Below are 15,402 nucleotides of genomic sequence, written 5' to 3'. Positions count from 1 at the left end.
TTGTTAGCTTTCGTCAAAAGAATGTTAGTTTTTGCGCAGCCGCTGTGCGTTTTTAAACAGCATCCCGAACGGCAAAGAACAAGGACGCTTCATGTTCGACTGGAATGACCTGCGGTTTTTTCTTGAATTGCAGCGCAGCGGGCGTTTGCTCACGGCTGCCCGGCGCTTGAACACCACCCATGCCACCGTGGCGCGGCACATCGAGGCCATCGAAAAAAGTCTCGGTACGGCGTTGTTCGTCCAGCATGCCCAGGGGTATGAGATGACCCCGGCAGGCGAGGCGTTGCTTAAACACGCCGAGGCGATGGAGAACGTGGCGCTGCTGGCCCAGGAGGAAATCACCCAGTCCACCGCGCCGCTGGGCAAGATCCGCGTCGGGGTGACGGAAGGCCTGGGCATCATGTTCCTCGCCAGTCGCATGAACGGCTTGTTCGAGCGCTATCCGGGGCTGGAGGTGGAACTGGTGGCGGTGCCGCGTTTTGTCAGCATCCTCAACCGCGAGGCGGAAATCAGCATCCACCTCGAACGCCCGGCCGCCGACATGCTGGTCACCCGCAAACTCACCGATTATCGTCTGGCGCTCTATGCCAGCCAGGACTACCTCGACCGTTCACCGCCGTTGCGCAGTCGTGAGGACCTGGGGCGTCATGCGTGGATTGGCTATGTCGACGACCTGCTGTTCAGTCAGGAGCTGATGTTCCTCAACAGCTTCTGCCGTAACCCGCAGGTGGTGTTTCACAGCACCAGCGTGATCGCCCAACAGCAGGCGGCGCGCTCAGGCCTGGGGATTGCCGTGCTGCCGTGCTACATGGCCAGTGCCGATCCCGGTCTGGTGCCGTTGCTGCCGGACGAAAGCATCCAGCGCAGCTACTGGATCAGCACCCGCCGGGAGTTGCACAAGTCGGTGCGGTTGCGGGTGTTGTGGGATTATGTGGTTGAGTTGTGTGAGCGGGAGCAGGGGTTGTTGCAGGGGGCAGTTTCCCTCGGTGCCTGAGCTGACGCCATCGCGGGCAAGCCCGCTCCCACAGGTTTTTGTGCTGTTCACACCAACTGTGTAGCACAGCAGATCCCTGTGGGAGCGGGCTTGCCCGCGATGGCGGCGGTCCATCCAGAATTGATCCTACGGCTTAACCAACAATCTCGAACGCCGTACTGGCCAGCCTTTCACCATTGACCATGATATGCACCGCATGGCGCCCCGCATAATGCCGGCGGGTGGTGAGTTCCTTGATCTGCTGGCCACGGCTGACGGCTTCGACGGCGTTACCGGGCAGCGTCAGTGCCTTGAGCTTGAACACCTTCGCCGAGGTGCTGCCGTTGGCCTTGACGTAATCGATGGCGTAGTCGATCACCAGGCGCTGGCTGCTTTGAACGGTGGATTTGACGGCAAACGACAGGGTGATCTTTTCTCCCAGGCCAATCACCGGTGGTTCGACTTTCACATCCACGATCTCGACCTCAGGCTTGCCGCCCGCGCCGATGATCGCCAGTGCCCGCTGGTTGCCCTGTTTGATCAGGCTGCGCAGGGCGTGTTTGGCGATCCATGCGGTGTGCCTGTTGTCCAGCGACCAGTCTTCGATCAGGTTCAGCACCCAGTCGGGATTATCCTTGGTGATGTCGTTGAGGTGGTTGGCCACGGATTTGCGCACGTACAGGCTCGTGTCGGCCTTGAGGTTGTCGAGGATCTTCGCGGCCAGTGTCGGATCGGCCTGAATGGGCTCCAGCCGGAATGACCAGGGCAGGCGCGGCCGGCATCCTTCGCTGGCCAGGCGCCGCACATGCTCGTTGCCATCCAGCGACCAGGCATGCATCAGCTTGAGCGAGCGTTCGAGGTCACTGCGCAGAAAGTGACGGATTGCGAATTCCGAAGAGCCAAAAGCGGTGAAGTACTTCAGTGCGTCCATCGACTGATCGAACGCATGGGCGCCGTAGCTGGCGACATAGTGCGGCAGGCACATGCTGACAAAGCCGCTGTTCAGGCGCGGGGCGAGGGCGCGTAGCACCTGCAGCGATGCCTCGTAGTCCAGGGGCAGCACGGCGTGCAGGCATTCGCTGACCCGGGCCATGCGCTGCATGACGCTGAGGTCTGCCAGGCCGGATTGGGTCAGCTTCAGGAAGCGCCTGGCCTCGAATGGCGGATAGACCGCGGTCATTTCGCTGGCGATGTGCTGGAGGCGCTCGGTGTTGAAGATTTCCTTTAGGGCGGGGGCAGGTTGGTCAGTCATGGTGGTTCCTTTGAAGTTGTGGTTATTCCATCACACCGCGTTATCGTTCTTCGCGATGTAGAAACGGGCTTGCTCCGGGCGGCGTTCCGACGAAGAGGCCCGAATAGTCACCTCAATTCTTGCCCGCCTGCTCCTGCAGTTGATCCGACTCGAATAACCTGGCCAGTTCCGCCCGCGCTTCCTGCGCCGTCTGCATCACTTTCACCGCGTCGTCATACACCGCATGCTGGGCTTCAAGCACCACTTCGTCGTGCTGCTTGAAGCGTTTGATCCGCGCATCCGCCTGAGCCTGGGTCAATCCCAGGCCGATCAGGGTTTGCCGGCTCATTTCCAGGCTCGAATGGAACGTTTCGCGCACGGCGTGAGCGTCGACGTCCATCAGCCGGTGCACATGCTGGCGGTTACGGGCACGGGCGATGATTTTCATGTGCGGGTAGAGCTTGCGCACCAGTTCGGCGGTCTTGATGTTGGTGTCCGGGTCGTCGGTGGCGATCACGAAATACTCGGCTTCCCCGACCTTCGCCGCGTTGAGGATTTCCGGGCGCATCGGGTCGCCGTAGAACACCGGTACGCCACCAAAGCTGCGGGACAGTTCGATGGTTTCCACCGAGGTGTCGAGGGCCACGAACTTGATGTTCTGTGCGCGCAGAATCCGCGCAACGATCTGGCCCATGCGGCCCATGCCGGCGATCACCACCCGTGGCGTGTCGGCGTCGATTTCGCGGAACTTCTCCGGCACTTCCACTGGTTGCACTTTCGGGCTGACCAACCGTGCGCAAAGCAGCAGCAACAGCGGCGTCACGGCCATGGACAGGGTGATGGTCAGCACCAGCAAGTCATACAGTTCTGCGGCGAACAGCCCGTGGTCGCGGCCGATCTTGAACACCACAAAGGCAAATTCACCACCGGCCGCCAACACGATTCCCAGGCGGATCGCACTGACCTTTTTCAAGCCCCCGGCCAGGCGACCGACAATAAACAGCAGCGGCAGTTTAATCGCGATCAGCAGCAGGGTCAGGCCCAGCACCGCCACCGGCATGCTCAGTAACAGGCTCAGGTTCGCGCCCATGCCGACGCTGATGAAAAACAGCCCCAGCAACAGGCCCTTGAACGGTTCGATCTGGGCTTCCAGTTCATGGCGATACTCGGAGTCCGCCAGCAGCAGGCCGGCGAGGAAGGCGCCCAGGGCCATGGAAATTCCGACCAGCTCCATCAGCCATGCCGTGCCGATCACCACCAGCAACGCCGTGGCGGTGGACACCTCTGGCAGCGCGGTCTTGGTCACCACGCGAAACACCGGTCGCAGCAGATAACGCCCGCCGATCACCACCACGGCGATGCTGGCCAGCACTTGCAGGCCGTGGTTCAGGTTTTCGCTGGCGCTGGTGCTGTGATCGCCACCGGCAAGCAACGGCACCATGGCGATCAAGGGGATCGCGGCGATGTCCTGAAACAACAGGATCGCGAACGCCAGCCGCCCGTGGGGGCTGGTCAGTTCCTTGCGTTCAGCCAGGCTTTGCAGGCCGAACGCCGTGGACGACAGCGCCAGGCCCAGGCCGAGGACGATCGCGGTGTTCAACGGCTGGCCAAACAGCCACAGCGCGACCACGCCAATTACTGTGCCAGTGAGCAACACTTGCGCCAGACCCACGCCGAACACTGATTTGCGCATCACCCACAGGCGTCGCGGCGACAGTTCCAGGCCGATGATGAACAGCAGCAACACCACGCCGAGTTCGGAAATGTTCGCAACGCTTTGCGGATTGTCGATCAGGCCCAGCACCGACGGGCCGATGATCACCCCGGCAAACAGATAGCCCAGAACCGCCCCCAGTTGCAGGCGCTTGGCCAAGGGAACGATGAGCACGGCCGCCATCAGAAACACGACAGCGGCTTGTAGCAGGTTGCCTTCATGGGGCATGAGAAAACTCCAGGACTCGGTACAGCGGGGGTGACAAGAATAAAGGCTGAGCCCTTCGGCGTCAGCAAAACGCTCGGGCTCAGATGTTACAATTTGCATTAATTAGTTACATTTATAGAATTAGCTGATCAATCCAACTGTCCCTCTCGAGTAGTCTCCATGGCGATCAACTTCGACCTCAACGATCTGCAGGCCTTCCGTGCCGTGGTCGAGCAGGGCAGCTTTCGCAAGGCCGCCGATACGGTGCGCATTTCCCAGCCAGCCTTGAGCCGGCGCATTGAAAAACTCGAAGGCGCCCTCGGTGTGCGGCTGTTCGAGCGCACCACGCGCAAGGTCAGCCTGACCCAGGCCGGACGGGGTTTCATGCCCAGCGTCGAACGCCTGCTGGACGATCTGGACGTGGCATTGCTGGGCATCAGCGAAGTCGCTTCGACCCGGCTCGGCCATGTCACGGTCGCCTGTGTACCCTCGGCGGCTTACTACTTCATGCCGCGGGTGATCGCGCACTATCACCGGCAGTTTCCACGGATCAAGGTCAAGGTGCTCGACTCCAGTGCCCACGACGTGTTGAGTGCGGTGGTCAATGGCGAAGCGGATTTCGGTCTGAGCTTCATGGGCACGCTGGAAGCCGAAGTGGATTTCGAGCCTTTGGTGCAAGAAGGGTATGTAGTGGCGTGCCGGCGCGATCATCCGCTGGCGGGGCGAAGCAGTGTCACCTGGGACGAGTTCTATCAGCAGGATTACATCTCGCTGGATAAAACCTCTGGCAACCGTTTTCTGCTGGATCAGGCACTGACCGGCGTGGTGCCGCAGCGGCCAAGTATCTGCGAAACCCGTCACGTGACCACCATGATCGGGCTGGTGGAGGCCGGGTTGGGCGTGGCGGCGGTGCCGCTGATGGCGATGCCGGCGGCGGACCATCCGATCCTGACGCGGGTGCCGTTGACCCATCCGCAGGTGATGCGCAGCGTCGGTCTGATCAAGCGCCGGGGTCGAACCCTGACCCCGGCGGCATTGGAGCTTGAACGGCTGGTGGTGGAGATGAAAGTCCTGCAGCCGTCGGTCAGCGACTGACCGAGTCCAGTCCGGTCGCTTTCACGTCCGGTTGAGCCTGGGCCGAGGCCATGTATTGCAGCAAGGCTTTGGCTTCGGCCGGGTGCCGGGCACTTACCGGGATCCCGGCGGCAAACCGGGTGACCGACTGCACCGACTCCGGAATCTTCGCCACAAAACTGACCCCCGGCACCGGCAACAATTCGCTGACCTGCTGGAAGCCCAGTTGATAGTCGCCAGTGGCAACCACCGAGCCCACGGGGATCTTCGGCACCATGGTCGACTTGGGCTTGAGCTGGTCCTCGATCCCCAGGCGTTTGAACAGCTGCTGTTCGATGTACACGCCGCTGGCGCTGTCGGAGTAGGCCACTGATTTAGCGTCGAGCAGCGTCTTTTTCAGGCCCTCGACGTTGCTGATATCCGGTTTCGGCGCACCTTCGCGCACCACCAGGCCAATGCGCGAATCCGCCAGTTCGACACGGGAAGCCGGGTCGACCTTGCCCTGCTTGATCAAGTCGTCTAGTGCATAGCCGACCATGATCACCACGTCGGCTTGCTCACCGCGGGCCAGGCGATTGGGGATCGCTTCCGGGGCCTTGCCCATGGAGGGACCGAGCGCGGTGTCGAGGGTGTTGCCGGTGGAAGCGGCGAATTTCGGGCCGAGGATCTTGTAGGCCGCCGTGAAGCCGCCGGAGGTCATCACACGGATCTCTTCAGCCTGGGCAATGCCGCTCAAGCCCAGGCTGACCACCAATGCGAGGGCGGCAAGATTGAAGGTTTTTTTCATGGTCATGTTCTCGATAAAGGGCCGGTTCACGACGCCACCGGTTGCAGATGATTCGAGGCGCGGCGATAGAGCATGAGCGTCGCGCACAATGCGCACAGTGCTGCAAAGCTCATCCAATAACCCGGTGCCGCCTTGTCGCCGGTGTACTGGATCAGCAAGGTCGACATCGCCGGGGTGAACCCGCCGAACACGGCGGTGGCCAGGCTATAGGCGAGGGAGAAACCGGCCACCCGGACTTCCACGGGCATGATCTCCGTCAGCGCCGGGATCATCGCGCCGTTGTACAGGCCGTAGATGAACGACAGCCACAACAGCACCAGCAGCATGTGGATGAAGCTGGGCGCGTTCACCAGAAAGGTCAGCACCGGGTAGGTGGTGGCGATGGCCAGCAAGGCCATGGTGATCAACACCGGGCGTCGCCCGATGCGGTCCGAGAGTGCGCCGCCAATCGGCAGCCAGATGAAATTCGAAACGCCCACCAGCAATGTCACCAGCAGCGCGTCGGACGTACTCAGGTGCAGCACGGTTTTACCGAAGGTCGGCGCGTACACCGTGATCAGGTAGAACGCGGTGGTGGTCAGGGCTACCATCATCATCCCGGCGAACACGGTCAGCCAGTTTTGCCCCAGAGTGCGGAACACTTCACCCATGCTCGGGCGGTGTTTACGGGTGGCGAACTCTTCGGTTTCCTCCAGGTTGCGGCGCAGCAGGAAGATGAACGGCACGATCATGCAGCCGACGAAAAACGGAATCCGCCAACCCCAATCGGCAATCACGTTCGGTGCCATCCACTGGTTCAAGGCGTAACCCAGCGCGGCGGCGACGATGATCGCCACTTGCTGGCTGCCCGACTGCCAACTGGTGAAAAAGCCCTTGTGGCCGGGTGTGGCGATCTCGGCGAGATACACCGACACGCCGCCCAGTTCCGCACCAGCGGAAAAGCCCTGCAGCAGCCGCCCGATCAGCACCAGGGCCGGGGCGAACAGACCGATGGTTTCGTAACCGGGCACCAGCACAATCAGGATGGTGCCGCTGGCCATGATCGACAGGGTCACGATCAACCCTTTGCGTCGACCCACATCGTCGATATAGGCACCCAGCACCACGGCGCCCAATGGACGCATCAAAAAGCCTGCACCGAACACGGCGAAGGTCATCATCAGCGAGGCGAATTCGCTGCTGGCCGGAAAGAACACGGCAGCGATCTGCGTGGCATAGAAACCGAAAAGGAAGAAGTCGAACTGTTCGAGGAAGTTGCCCGAGGTGACCCGGAAAATGGCACTGGCGCGAGAGCGTCCGCGCGGGATTGAGGCTGTCATCGATAAATACTCCACCGCTTTTATGACGTGCGCCGGCTGGACGCGGCGCACGGTTCTTATTGGGGCGGATAGTGGAGCAGGGGCATCGATATGTTAATTGCATTGTTGGCATGCATTGATGCGTGAAGCGGATCAATGCATTCGTGGCCTTGCTCGTGCAGTTACCGGTACAGGCTCCCGTCGACGAAGCGCTATTCGCTATGCGCCCGCGCAACGCTCTCGGTGCCCAGCCGATATTGATTGTTCCCGCTGCGTTTGGCCTCATACATCGCCAGGTCGGCAATGTGCAGCAAACGGTCGATACTCGACGCATGATCGGGGAACACCGCGACGCCGAGGCTGGTGCCGATGTGGCGCTGGTCGTTGCCGATGGTGACGGGCGGGGAGAGTTCGACGAAGATTTTCTGGCAGATGCTGCGCGCTTCGTCTTGAAGGCTATTGCCCTGGGGCAGGTCCTGGAGAATGACCACGAATTCGTCGCCGCCGATCCGGGCGACGGTGTCGGTGCCGCGCAGAATGCGCTTGAGCCGGGTGGCGGTCGTGACCAGCACGCGGTCGCCGGCCGCATGACCATAGCGGTCGTTGATGGCCTTGAAACCATTGAGGTCGACAAACACCAGCGCCACCCGCGTGGCACTGGTGCGCGCCAGCTCCAGCGCTTCGGACAGGCGTTCTTCGAGCACCAGGCGATTGGGCAGGCCGGTCAACGGGTCGTAATGGGCCAGGTGCTTGAGGTAGTTGGCCGAGGCCTTTTCTTCGGTGATGTCGCGTACCACGCCCATCATCTTGACCGTTTCGTCGTGGTCGTTCTTGACCACGTTGCCGGTTTCGCGCAGCCAGCGGATCGTTCCGTCGGGCCAGACCACGCGGTATTCCTCGTCATGGTTTTCGCCGGTTTCCAGGCAACGCAGTTCGCCGGCCCGAACCCTGGGCCGGTCGTCCGGATGCACGCAGGAGCAGAACAGGGCGTAGGAGGGCGTCACTTCGCCGATCTTGAAGCCGAACATGCCGAAAATCGCATCTGACCAGTACAACCGGTCGGTGTCGACATCCCAATCCCAGGTGCCGATGCGGGCAAAGTACTGGCTGCGTTTGAAGCGCTCGGCGTCGCCGTCCTGATGGATGCTCTGGCCTTCGGACAGGCGGGTGACGATGCTGCGATATTCGGCCAGTTGCTTTTGCAGCGAACGTTCGCGCCAGACCAGCGCGACGATCAGGGTGAGCGTCGTTGAACCAAGGATGACGCTGGTCCAGAGCAGGATCATTCGGGGATGGCCATCAGGGCGGTGAACCGTAGGGTAATTGTTGATTATTTTAGTTCAGCAAACCGCTTTGAACGCCGCGCGGGAGGCGGCAATGGTTGCCAATCGCGGGCAAATCTGGGAAAACGGCGCCCATCAGGCCCTTGAGGGCGAGAGAGCATACGAGTGAATTCAATGAATGACGAGCTTCAGGTAATCGATCTTCAGGTGGGTGACGGAAAAGCCGCCGTAAAAGGCGCGCTGATCACCACCCAGTACCGTGGTTGGCTGGAGGACGGGACCGAATTCGACTCTTCCTACAGCCGGGGCAAACCCTTCCAGTGCGTGATCGGCACCGGGCGGGTCATCAAGGGCTGGGACCAGGGCATCATCGGCATGCAGGTCGGTGGCAAGCGCAAGTTGCTGGTGCCGGCGCATCTGGCCTATGGCGAACGCACCATGGGCAAGATCACGCCGAATTCGAACCTGATCTTCGAAATTGAATTGCTGGAAGTGCTGACGCGGGATGATTGACCGTCAGGCCTGAAAGGTTTCCCGGTACGCGTACAGGCCGGGGGTGCCGCCGGTCATGACGAACAGCACGTTGTCCCCGGAGGCGAAGCGCCCTTGCTGCAAGTCGGCCAGCAAACCCGCAAAGGCTTTGCCGGAGTACACCGGGTCGACCAGCAGGCCTTCGGAACGGGCCATCAGGCGTACTGCGTCTTGCATGGCGACGGTTGGCAGACCGTAGCCGGCACCCAACTGGCTGCCGTCAATCGCAATCCCGGCAGCTTGCACCTCGGCGTTACTGCCCAGCAGCGCCAAAGTCTCGCGGGTCAATTGCAGGGTTCTCGTCGCTGATGAGTCCTGGTCGGACAATACCGAGAACGACTTGACCAGGGACGTACCCCGGCCCAGCAAATGGAAGCCCGCCGCGAGCCCGGCATGGGTACCGGCGCTGCCGTTGGGGACCACCACCTGGTTGAACGTCAGGTTCAGCTCCGCCTCTTGCCGGGCGATTTCCGCTGCACAGCGGGCATAGCCGAGGCTGCCCAAGGGGGTCGAGCCACCGGTCGGCAGCACCATGACCTTGCGCCCGGAATCCCGAAGCTGCGCAGCCCGGGCCTCGGCTTTGGCCAGTGAGTCGGTACCGCCGGCAAACACCTGCATCTGTGCGCCGAACAGTTGGTCGAGCAGCACGTTGCCATTGAGTTCGTAATCCACCTCGGCTTTGGCCACGGCCCGGGTCAGGAACAACTCGCAGGCGATGCCCAACCGGGCGCACACCGCGGCGGTCAGGCGCGCATGATTGGACTGGATACCACCCACGGTAATGATCGTATCGACCCCGGCTTGCAGCGCCGCGCCGATATGGAATTCAAGCTTGCGCAGCTTGTTGCCGCCGGCGCCGATCAACATATGGTCGTCGCGTTTGAGAAACAGGCCGATACCCTGCTTGTCCAGGCCCAGCAGCTGTTCGAGTCGCGCAGCCCGCTGAATGGGCGTGGGACCTTGCAGCAGGTCTGCCCGCGCAAAAACACTCAGTGACTTGTCCAGTTGGGTCTGCATCAATCGAGCCTCGTTGTTTACCATGGTAAAGGTGACTCTATGGAGAAAGGCCGGCGGGATAAACGCACTGCCCGTCATGACTGTTTTAACCCGGTGTAACTAATCGGCCGGTCAGCAGGACTTTCCAGGCCGCTTTGGACAGGCTGGGCCGGGCTTGAAACCACGATCTGAAGAGGAGAAGGCGGGTTGCCAATCAACGAATACGCCACGGCTATCGAACTGCTGGATGAGTCTTATCGACACTGGACCGGTGAACCCCTGCCAGCCCCGCAGTCGCTGAGCGGGCTTGAACGCCTGCACTGGTTGTACGCCCACGCGCCCTACAGTTTGCTGGCCCACGGCACTGAAGACGACCCTCTGTTCTTCTACGCCAATGAACAGGCGCTGGCCTGCTTCAAGTACCCGCGCCCGGAATTTCTGGGCATGCCGTCACGCTTCAGCGCCTCGCCACTGGACCGCGCCGTGCGCCAGACCCTGCTGGAGCAGGTCACGGCCCATGGCATTGCTCACGGTTACAGTGGCTATCGGGTGGATCGGCAGGGTAATGCCTTCATGATTCATGACGGCAAGGTGTGGACGCTCATCGATCAACACGGTGGGCGCGTGGGGCAGGCGGCGTTGTTCTGGCCGGATGCAGAGCGGGTCGGGCAGTTGGGGGTGTTGAGCCAAGACCTTTAGCGGACAGCTGGCTGGCGAATTTCGATGTCAGGCCGACCTGTCATCGGGTTGTGCCTTGCCAGGCTCCACTTTATCGGGGAACATATGCGCTATATAGGGGTAGGGGGTATAGGTATGTCGCACATTCACGAACACAAGGATGACTTGATCAAACGGGTGAGGCGGATAGCCGGGCAGGTGGAAGCGGTGGAGCGAGCGCTTGAGTCCGATGCCGATTGCGCCAAGACCCTGCATCTGGTCGCCGCCATCCGGGGCGCGGTCAATGGTCTGCTGGAGCAGTTCATCGATGCCCATGCCCGCGAGCACGTTGCCCATCCGGACCTGAGCGATGAAGAGCGCGCCCAGGGCGTGGAAGACTTGTTGCTGGCCATCCGTCGTTATGCCAAATAGAGGCCCGAATTCCATGACGCAGACACCCCAGGCTTCGCGTTTCGCCCACGACCATGTGTTTCTCGGCGCATCCCATGATGAAAACGCCCGACGCACCTTATGGGTGGTGGCGCTGACGTTCGTGATGATGATTGGCGAAATTGCTGCCGGCTACATCACCGGTTCCATGGCGCTGCTGGCCGATGGTTTTCACATGGCCACCCATGCCGGGGCCTTGGGCATCGCGGCGGCGGCCTATGGGTTCGCGCGGCGCAATGCCAATAACGCGCGTTACAGCTTCGGCACCGGCAAGGTCGGGGATCTCGCGGGTTTTGCCTCGGCCATGGTGCTGGGGCTGGTGGCGATCGGCATTGCCGGCGAGTCCGTTTATCGCCTGTTTCAGCCAACGACCGTGGCATTCACCGAAGCGACGGTGATTGCGGTGGTGGGGCTGGCGGTGAACATCGCCAGTGCCTTTTTGCTGGCGGGCGACCACGGTCATCATGGCCACGATCACGGACATAGCCATGATCACGGCCATCATCACCATCACGACAACAACCTGCGCTCGGCCTATGTCCATGTGTTGGCCGACGCCTTGACCTCGGTGCTGGCGATTGCCGCATTGTTGGCCGGGCGCTATCTGGGGTGGGTGTGGCTGGACCCTGTGATGGGCATCGTGGGCGCCATCGTGATTGCGAAATGGGCGGTTGGATTGATGCGTGACAGCGCTGCGGTGTTGCTCGATGTCACGGATGAGCACGTTGCCGATGAAATCCGTGAGCTGCTGGAGTCATCGGACGATGTGCGCATCAGCGATCTGCATGTCTGGCAGGTCGGCCCCCAGGCGCGGGCCGCGATTGTCAGCGTTGTAGCCGCAGCCAATGTCAGTGCCGACACCATTCGCGAACGCCTGGCGCCGGTCCATGAACTGTCTCACCTGACCGTCGAATACCGCATTGCTTGAACGGCTTTCGCTCAATCACTGAACAGCGCAATCCGTCCATTCGTGGATGGGCGGTATTGCCGTTTCAGTGGGTCCAGTGCCGGCCGCATCGCCAGAAACTGCTTGAGCGTGGCGCCTGCAATGTTCAACGCCAGGCGTTGCCCCGGACATTGATGGCGCCCCGCACCGAAGGTGAAGCTGCGCCGGTTCGGGCGGTCGAGCAGGAAGGTGTCGGGGTTGTCGTTGAGCTGCGGGTCGCGATTGGCCGAGGCCAGCAGCACCAGGATCACGTCGGTGGCGTTCAGCTTCACCCCGTCAATCTCGCAGGGGGCGGCGACGAAGCGGCGGGTGTTCTGTACCGGTGGGTCGAAGCGCTGCACTTCGGCCAGCAGGTCTTCGACAGGGGTTGATTCGCTGCGCAACGACGGATGTTGAGTCAATGCCAGCACGGCGTTGCCGATCAGCCCGGCAGTGGCCTCGAAGGTCTGGGAGAACAGGCCGATCAGGTTGGCGATCAGGGTTTGCGGCGCGCCGGATGCGAAACGTTGGCGGATGCCTGCCAGCAAAGGGCTGTGGTTGTGCGGATCGTCGAGCAATTCGATGAAGTAACCGCTCAAGTGTTCGGCGGAAGCGTGGGCGGCGGTCAATTGTGCCGCGTCACTCAAGGGCGACAGGCAGGCGACGAAATCCGCCGTCAACTCGCTGATGGCCCGGCCCTGGGCCGGGGTGAACCCCAACAACGCCGCCACCACGCACACTGGTCCACGGAACATGGCGTTGTACAGGCCAGCGGCATCCGCAGTGATCAATCGGGCGCTGACCAGGGCCTCCACTTCCTGCGCATCGATCAACTCCAGCCCCGGCGCAATCGCCGACCGTGGGCAACGCTGGCGTTCACCTTCATTCATACGCATCAATTGGCCGAACACCTGGCCGGCCATGCCGTCGGCGATCGCCTTGGGGACTGGCTCCTGCGCCGGTCGGACGTGGCAATCGGGATGCGCCAGTACGGCGGCCACCGCCCGGGCGCTGCTGGCCACCCACAGGTTGAGCCCCGGATGAAAAGCCAGCCCACCTTCGGCACGCAGTTGTGCGTAGTAGGGATAGGGATCGGCATGGGTCGCAGCGATGATCGGGTCCATGGTCACAGCCTTTTGTTGTTGGAAAGAGTTGCTACTATCTCCAGTCCGAAAGGGCTTTGATTCGTCCGGGAGCGAAATATGAGCGCAGAGCATCACGACATCGGCGTCTCGCAGGTGGCGGCAGCCATCGCTGAACCTGCGCGGACGAAAATCCTCTGTTCGCTGATGGACGGCCACGCGCGCACCAGCACCGAACTGGCGGCGGTGGCCGAAGTCAGCGCGTCGACCGCCAGTGCCCACCTGGCCAAACTCAAGGAACTGGCGCTGGTGCGGCTGCACGTCCAGGGACGTCATCGCTATTACAGCCTGGCGGACAAGCGCGTGGCCCAGGCCCTGGAGGCACTGATGGTGATCGGCCAGAACACCGCGCCGGGCTTCCGGGCGCGGACCCCGGACCGCCTGCAATTTGCCCGCACCTGCTACGACCACATGGCGGGAACCCTGGCCGTGCTGTTGTATGACCGGATGCTTGAAGCGGGTTGGCTGGAGGAAACCGACGAACAGGCCTATCGCTTGAGCGACAGTGGTACGGCAATGTTTCAAGGGCTCGGGATCGAGGTACAGGACTTGAGCACCTTGCGCCGCCGCTTTGCCTGCCCGTGCCTGGACTGGAGCATGCGCCGGCCACATCTGGGCGGATCGCTGGGCGCGGCGTTGCTGCAAACGGCGCTCAAGCGCAAGTGGGTGACCCAGGATCTGGACAGTCGGGCGTTGGCGTTGACGGCGTTGGGGCGCAAGGAGTTTGGAAGGCGGTTTGGAATCGAATTGCCGTTGGTGGTTGAGGGTAATGTCAAAGTTTCGCAAATGACGGCAGGTTCGGTGGAGTTCGGGAACATTCGCTGACTGACGATAGGTGTATTCCGGATGCTTCTGTATTGAATGCAATGCCGTCATCGCGAGCAAGCTCGCTCCCACAGGGGGGAGTGGTGGGTTCGTCAGTACAATGCAAACAAAAAGCCCCCCATCGGGTGACCGATGGGGGGCTTTTGTGCGTCTGGCGTCAGGTCAAACCTTGACGATCCAGCCCGCTGGCGCTTCGATGTCTCCAGTTTGCACGCCGGTCAGCTCTTTGTAGAGCTTCTGGGTGATCGGGCCGACTTCGGTTTCGCTGTGGAACACGTGCAGGTGGTCGTTGTAGTTGATGCCGCCAATCGGCGTGATCACCGCAGCGGTACCGCAAGCACCGGCTTCCTTGAAGTCGGAGAGCTTGTCGATGAACACGTCGCCTTCGACCACGTCCAGTCCCAGGCGGGACCTGGCCAGCTCGATCAGCGACAGGCGGGTGATGCCCGGCAGTACCGATGGCGAGTTCGGGGTCACGAACTTGTTGTCGTGGGTGATCCCGAAGAAGTTGGCCGAACCGACTTCCTCGATCTTGGTATGGGTCAGCGGATCCAGGTAGATGCAGTCGGCGAAATGCGCCTTCTTGGCCTGGGAGCCCGGCATCAGGCTGGCGGCGTAGTTGCCACCGACCTTGGCGGCACCGGTGCCTTGTGGCGCGGCGCGGTCGTAGCTGGAGATCAGGAAGTTGTGCGGGGTCAGGCCGCCCTTGAAGTAGGCGCCAACCGGAATGCAGAAGATCGAGAAGATGAACTCGGGGGCGGTACGCACGCCGATGTTGTCACCCACGCCGATCACGAACGGGCGCAGGTACAGCGCGCCGCCGGTGCCGTACGGCGGAATGAAACGCTCGTTGGCACGGACCACTGCTTTACAGGCTTCGATGAATTGCTCGGTGTCGACTTGCGGCATCAGCAGACGGGCGCAGCTGCGCTGCATGCGCAGGGCGTTCTGGTCCGGGCGGAACAGGTTGATCGAGCCGTCCTTGCAACGATAGGCCTTCATCCCTTCGAAGCATTGCTGGCCATAGTGAAGGGCAGTGGAGCCTTCGCTGATGTGCAGCACGTTGTCTTCGGTCAGGGTGCCTTTGTCCCACTCGCCATTGCGAAAGTACGACAGATAGCGCTTGTCGGTCTTGATGTAGTCAAAACCCAGCTTGTCCCAATTGATGCTTTCGTTACCCATGACACCCTCTATCACTTAACAACCGCCGAAACGGTTCAAGGCTTCTGACGTTTTTTGGATGGGGACAACAATACTTCATTCTTGGGCTAAATCGCAGCCCAGACTATCGGGTGATCGGCAGATAATT

Annotated in this window: 15 protein-coding genes; 7 read left to right on the top strand and 8 right to left on the bottom strand. The window is 61.5% G+C overall.

Annotation, left to right across the window (positions count from 1 at the left end; all coding sequences use genetic code 11):
- Window positions 1-91 precede the first annotated feature (91 nt).
- Entirely contained in the window at window positions 92-994 is a 903-nt protein-coding gene (locus tag KGA85_RS16465) for a LysR family transcriptional regulator (RefSeq protein ID WP_223535990.1), read from the top strand.
- Window positions 995-1,127: 133 nt separating this feature from the next.
- On the opposite strand, the gene KGA85_RS16460 is transcribed toward KGA85_RS16465, so the two are convergent.
- The gene (locus tag KGA85_RS16460) at window positions 1,128-2,225 is read right to left on the bottom strand and encodes a DNA alkylation repair protein (RefSeq protein ID WP_223455996.1); all 1,098 of its coding nucleotides are present in this window, start codon (window positions 2,223-2,225) and stop codon (window positions 1,128-1,130) included.
- A gap of 112 nt (window positions 2,226-2,337) precedes the next feature.
- Window positions 2,338-4,146, bottom strand: coding sequence for a monovalent cation:proton antiporter-2 (CPA2) family protein (locus KGA85_RS16455; protein ID WP_223543233.1), 1,809 nt, complete (start codon window positions 4,144-4,146; stop codon window positions 2,338-2,340).
- Between the two features lie 159 nt (window positions 4,147-4,305).
- Here KGA85_RS16455 and KGA85_RS16450 point away from each other — a divergent pair, with 159 nt between their 5' ends.
- The gene (locus KGA85_RS16450) at window positions 4,306-5,220 is read left to right on the top strand and encodes a LysR family transcriptional regulator (RefSeq protein ID WP_223533806.1); all 915 of its coding nucleotides are present in this window, start codon (window positions 4,306-4,308) and stop codon (window positions 5,218-5,220) included.
- On the opposite strand, the gene KGA85_RS16445 is transcribed toward KGA85_RS16450, so the two are convergent.
- The 3 genes from KGA85_RS16445 to KGA85_RS16435 form a co-directional block, all read right to left on the bottom strand.
- On the bottom strand, window positions 5,210-5,986 hold the full coding sequence (locus tag KGA85_RS16445; RefSeq protein WP_223456019.1) for a substrate-binding domain-containing protein: 777 nt from the start codon (window positions 5,984-5,986) through the stop codon (window positions 5,210-5,212). The genes KGA85_RS16450 and KGA85_RS16445 overlap by 11 nt on opposite strands.
- A gap of 26 nt (window positions 5,987-6,012) precedes the next feature.
- On the bottom strand, window positions 6,013-7,305 hold the full coding sequence (locus KGA85_RS16440; RefSeq protein WP_223543232.1) for an MFS transporter: 1,293 nt from the start codon (window positions 7,303-7,305) through the stop codon (window positions 6,013-6,015).
- Window positions 7,306-7,496: 191 nt separating this feature from the next.
- Complete coding sequence (locus KGA85_RS16435) at window positions 7,497-8,570, bottom strand: sensor domain-containing diguanylate cyclase (protein ID WP_046037325.1); 1,074 nt, start codon at window positions 8,568-8,570, stop codon at window positions 7,497-7,499.
- Window positions 8,571-8,741: 171 nt separating this feature from the next.
- On the opposite strand from KGA85_RS16435, the gene KGA85_RS16430 reads away from it, so the two are divergent.
- The gene (locus KGA85_RS16430; protein WP_223535973.1) at window positions 8,742-9,080 is read left to right on the top strand and encodes an FKBP-type peptidyl-prolyl cis-trans isomerase; all 339 of its coding nucleotides are present in this window, start codon (window positions 8,742-8,744) and stop codon (window positions 9,078-9,080) included.
- A 3-nt stretch (window positions 9,081-9,083) separates the two neighbouring features.
- On the opposite strand, the gene KGA85_RS16425 is transcribed toward KGA85_RS16430, so the two are convergent.
- A complete protein-coding gene (locus KGA85_RS16425; protein ID WP_223543231.1) occupies window positions 9,084-10,115 on the bottom strand; it encodes a D-cysteine desulfhydrase family protein in 1,032 nt (343 codons plus the stop codon).
- 186 nt (window positions 10,116-10,301) lie between these two features.
- Between KGA85_RS16425 and KGA85_RS16420 the strand changes: the two genes are divergently transcribed.
- The 3 genes from KGA85_RS16420 (at window position 10,302) to dmeF (ending at window position 12,129) form a co-directional block, all read left to right on the top strand.
- The gene (locus KGA85_RS16420) at window positions 10,302-10,793 is read left to right on the top strand and encodes an MEKHLA domain-containing protein (RefSeq protein WP_223543230.1); all 492 of its coding nucleotides are present in this window, start codon (window positions 10,302-10,304) and stop codon (window positions 10,791-10,793) included.
- 114 nt (window positions 10,794-10,907) lie between these two features.
- Window positions 10,908-11,183 carry a metal/formaldehyde-sensitive transcriptional repressor gene (locus KGA85_RS16415; RefSeq protein ID WP_046037323.1) on the top strand — a complete coding sequence of 92 codons (276 nt, stop codon included), beginning with the start codon at window positions 10,908-10,910 and terminating at the stop codon, window positions 11,181-11,183.
- Between the two features lie 13 nt (window positions 11,184-11,196).
- On the top strand, window positions 11,197-12,129 hold the full coding sequence (gene dmeF, locus KGA85_RS16410; protein WP_223455989.1) for a CDF family Co(II)/Ni(II) efflux transporter DmeF: 933 nt from the start codon (window positions 11,197-11,199) through the stop codon (window positions 12,127-12,129).
- An 11-nt stretch (window positions 12,130-12,140) separates the two neighbouring features.
- Here dmeF and KGA85_RS16405 read toward each other — a convergent pair whose 3' ends face one another.
- Window positions 12,141-13,250 (bottom strand): cytochrome P450, encoded by a 1,110-nt coding sequence (locus KGA85_RS16405; protein ID WP_223543229.1) that lies wholly within the window; start codon window positions 13,248-13,250, stop codon window positions 12,141-12,143.
- 78 nt (window positions 13,251-13,328) lie between these two features.
- Here KGA85_RS16405 and KGA85_RS16400 point away from each other — a divergent pair, with 78 nt between their 5' ends.
- Window positions 13,329-14,093, top strand: coding sequence for an ArsR/SmtB family transcription factor (locus tag KGA85_RS16400; protein ID WP_223543228.1), 765 nt, complete (start codon window positions 13,329-13,331; stop codon window positions 14,091-14,093).
- Between the two features lie 162 nt (window positions 14,094-14,255).
- On the opposite strand, the gene KGA85_RS16395 is transcribed toward KGA85_RS16400, so the two are convergent.
- On the bottom strand, window positions 14,256-15,275 hold the full coding sequence (locus KGA85_RS16395) for a branched-chain amino acid aminotransferase (protein ID WP_223455986.1): 1,020 nt from the start codon (window positions 15,273-15,275) through the stop codon (window positions 14,256-14,258).
- Window positions 15,276-15,402 lie beyond the last annotated feature (127 nt).

The sequence above is a fragment of the Pseudomonas sp. GL-B-12 genome (genome assembly GCF_019955895.1).
GTDB lineage: Bacteria > Pseudomonadota > Gammaproteobacteria > Pseudomonadales > Pseudomonadaceae > Aquipseudomonas.
Note: the sequence above shows the minus strand (reverse complement) of the source record. Positions and strands in the feature narration are given on the sequence as shown.

What these genes read in the sequence shown, in the direction of transcription:
- KGA85_RS16415 (WP_046037323.1), top strand. Translation starts at nt 10,908, where the DNA reads ATGTCGCACATTCACGAACACAAGGATGACTTGATCAAACGGGTGAGG.
- KGA85_RS16465 (WP_223535990.1), top strand. Translation starts at nt 92, where the DNA reads ATGTTCGACTGGAATGACCTGCGGTTTTTTCTTGAATTGCAGCGCAGC.
- KGA85_RS16425 (WP_223543231.1), bottom strand. Translation starts at nt 10,115, where the DNA reads ATGCAGACCCAACTGGACAAGTCACTGAGTGTTTTTGCGCGGGCAGAC.
- KGA85_RS16445 (WP_223456019.1), bottom strand. Translation starts at nt 5,986, where the DNA reads ATGAAAAAAACCTTCAATCTTGCCGCCCTCGCATTGGTGGTCAGCCTG.
- KGA85_RS16440 (WP_223543232.1), bottom strand. Translation starts at nt 7,305, where the DNA reads ATGACAGCCTCAATCCCGCGCGGACGCTCTCGCGCCAGTGCCATTTTC.
- KGA85_RS16435 (WP_046037325.1), bottom strand. Translation starts at nt 8,570, where the DNA reads ATGATCCTGCTCTGGACCAGCGTCATCCTTGGTTCAACGACGCTCACC.
- KGA85_RS16455 (WP_223543233.1), bottom strand. Translation starts at nt 4,146, where the DNA reads ATGCCCCATGAAGGCAACCTGCTACAAGCCGCTGTCGTGTTTCTGATG.
- KGA85_RS16450 (WP_223533806.1), top strand. Translation starts at nt 4,306, where the DNA reads ATGGCGATCAACTTCGACCTCAACGATCTGCAGGCCTTCCGTGCCGTG.
- dmeF (WP_223455989.1), top strand. Translation starts at nt 11,197, where the DNA reads ATGACGCAGACACCCCAGGCTTCGCGTTTCGCCCACGACCATGTGTTT.
- KGA85_RS16430 (WP_223535973.1), top strand. Translation starts at nt 8,742, where the DNA reads ATGAATGACGAGCTTCAGGTAATCGATCTTCAGGTGGGTGACGGAAAA.
- KGA85_RS16405 (WP_223543229.1), bottom strand. Translation starts at nt 13,250, where the DNA reads ATGGACCCGATCATCGCTGCGACCCATGCCGATCCCTATCCCTACTAC.
- KGA85_RS16395 (WP_223455986.1), bottom strand. Translation starts at nt 15,275, where the DNA reads ATGGGTAACGAAAGCATCAATTGGGACAAGCTGGGTTTTGACTACATC.
- KGA85_RS16460 (WP_223455996.1), bottom strand. Translation starts at nt 2,225, where the DNA reads ATGACTGACCAACCTGCCCCCGCCCTAAAGGAAATCTTCAACACCGAG.
- KGA85_RS16400 (WP_223543228.1), top strand. Translation starts at nt 13,329, where the DNA reads ATGAGCGCAGAGCATCACGACATCGGCGTCTCGCAGGTGGCGGCAGCC.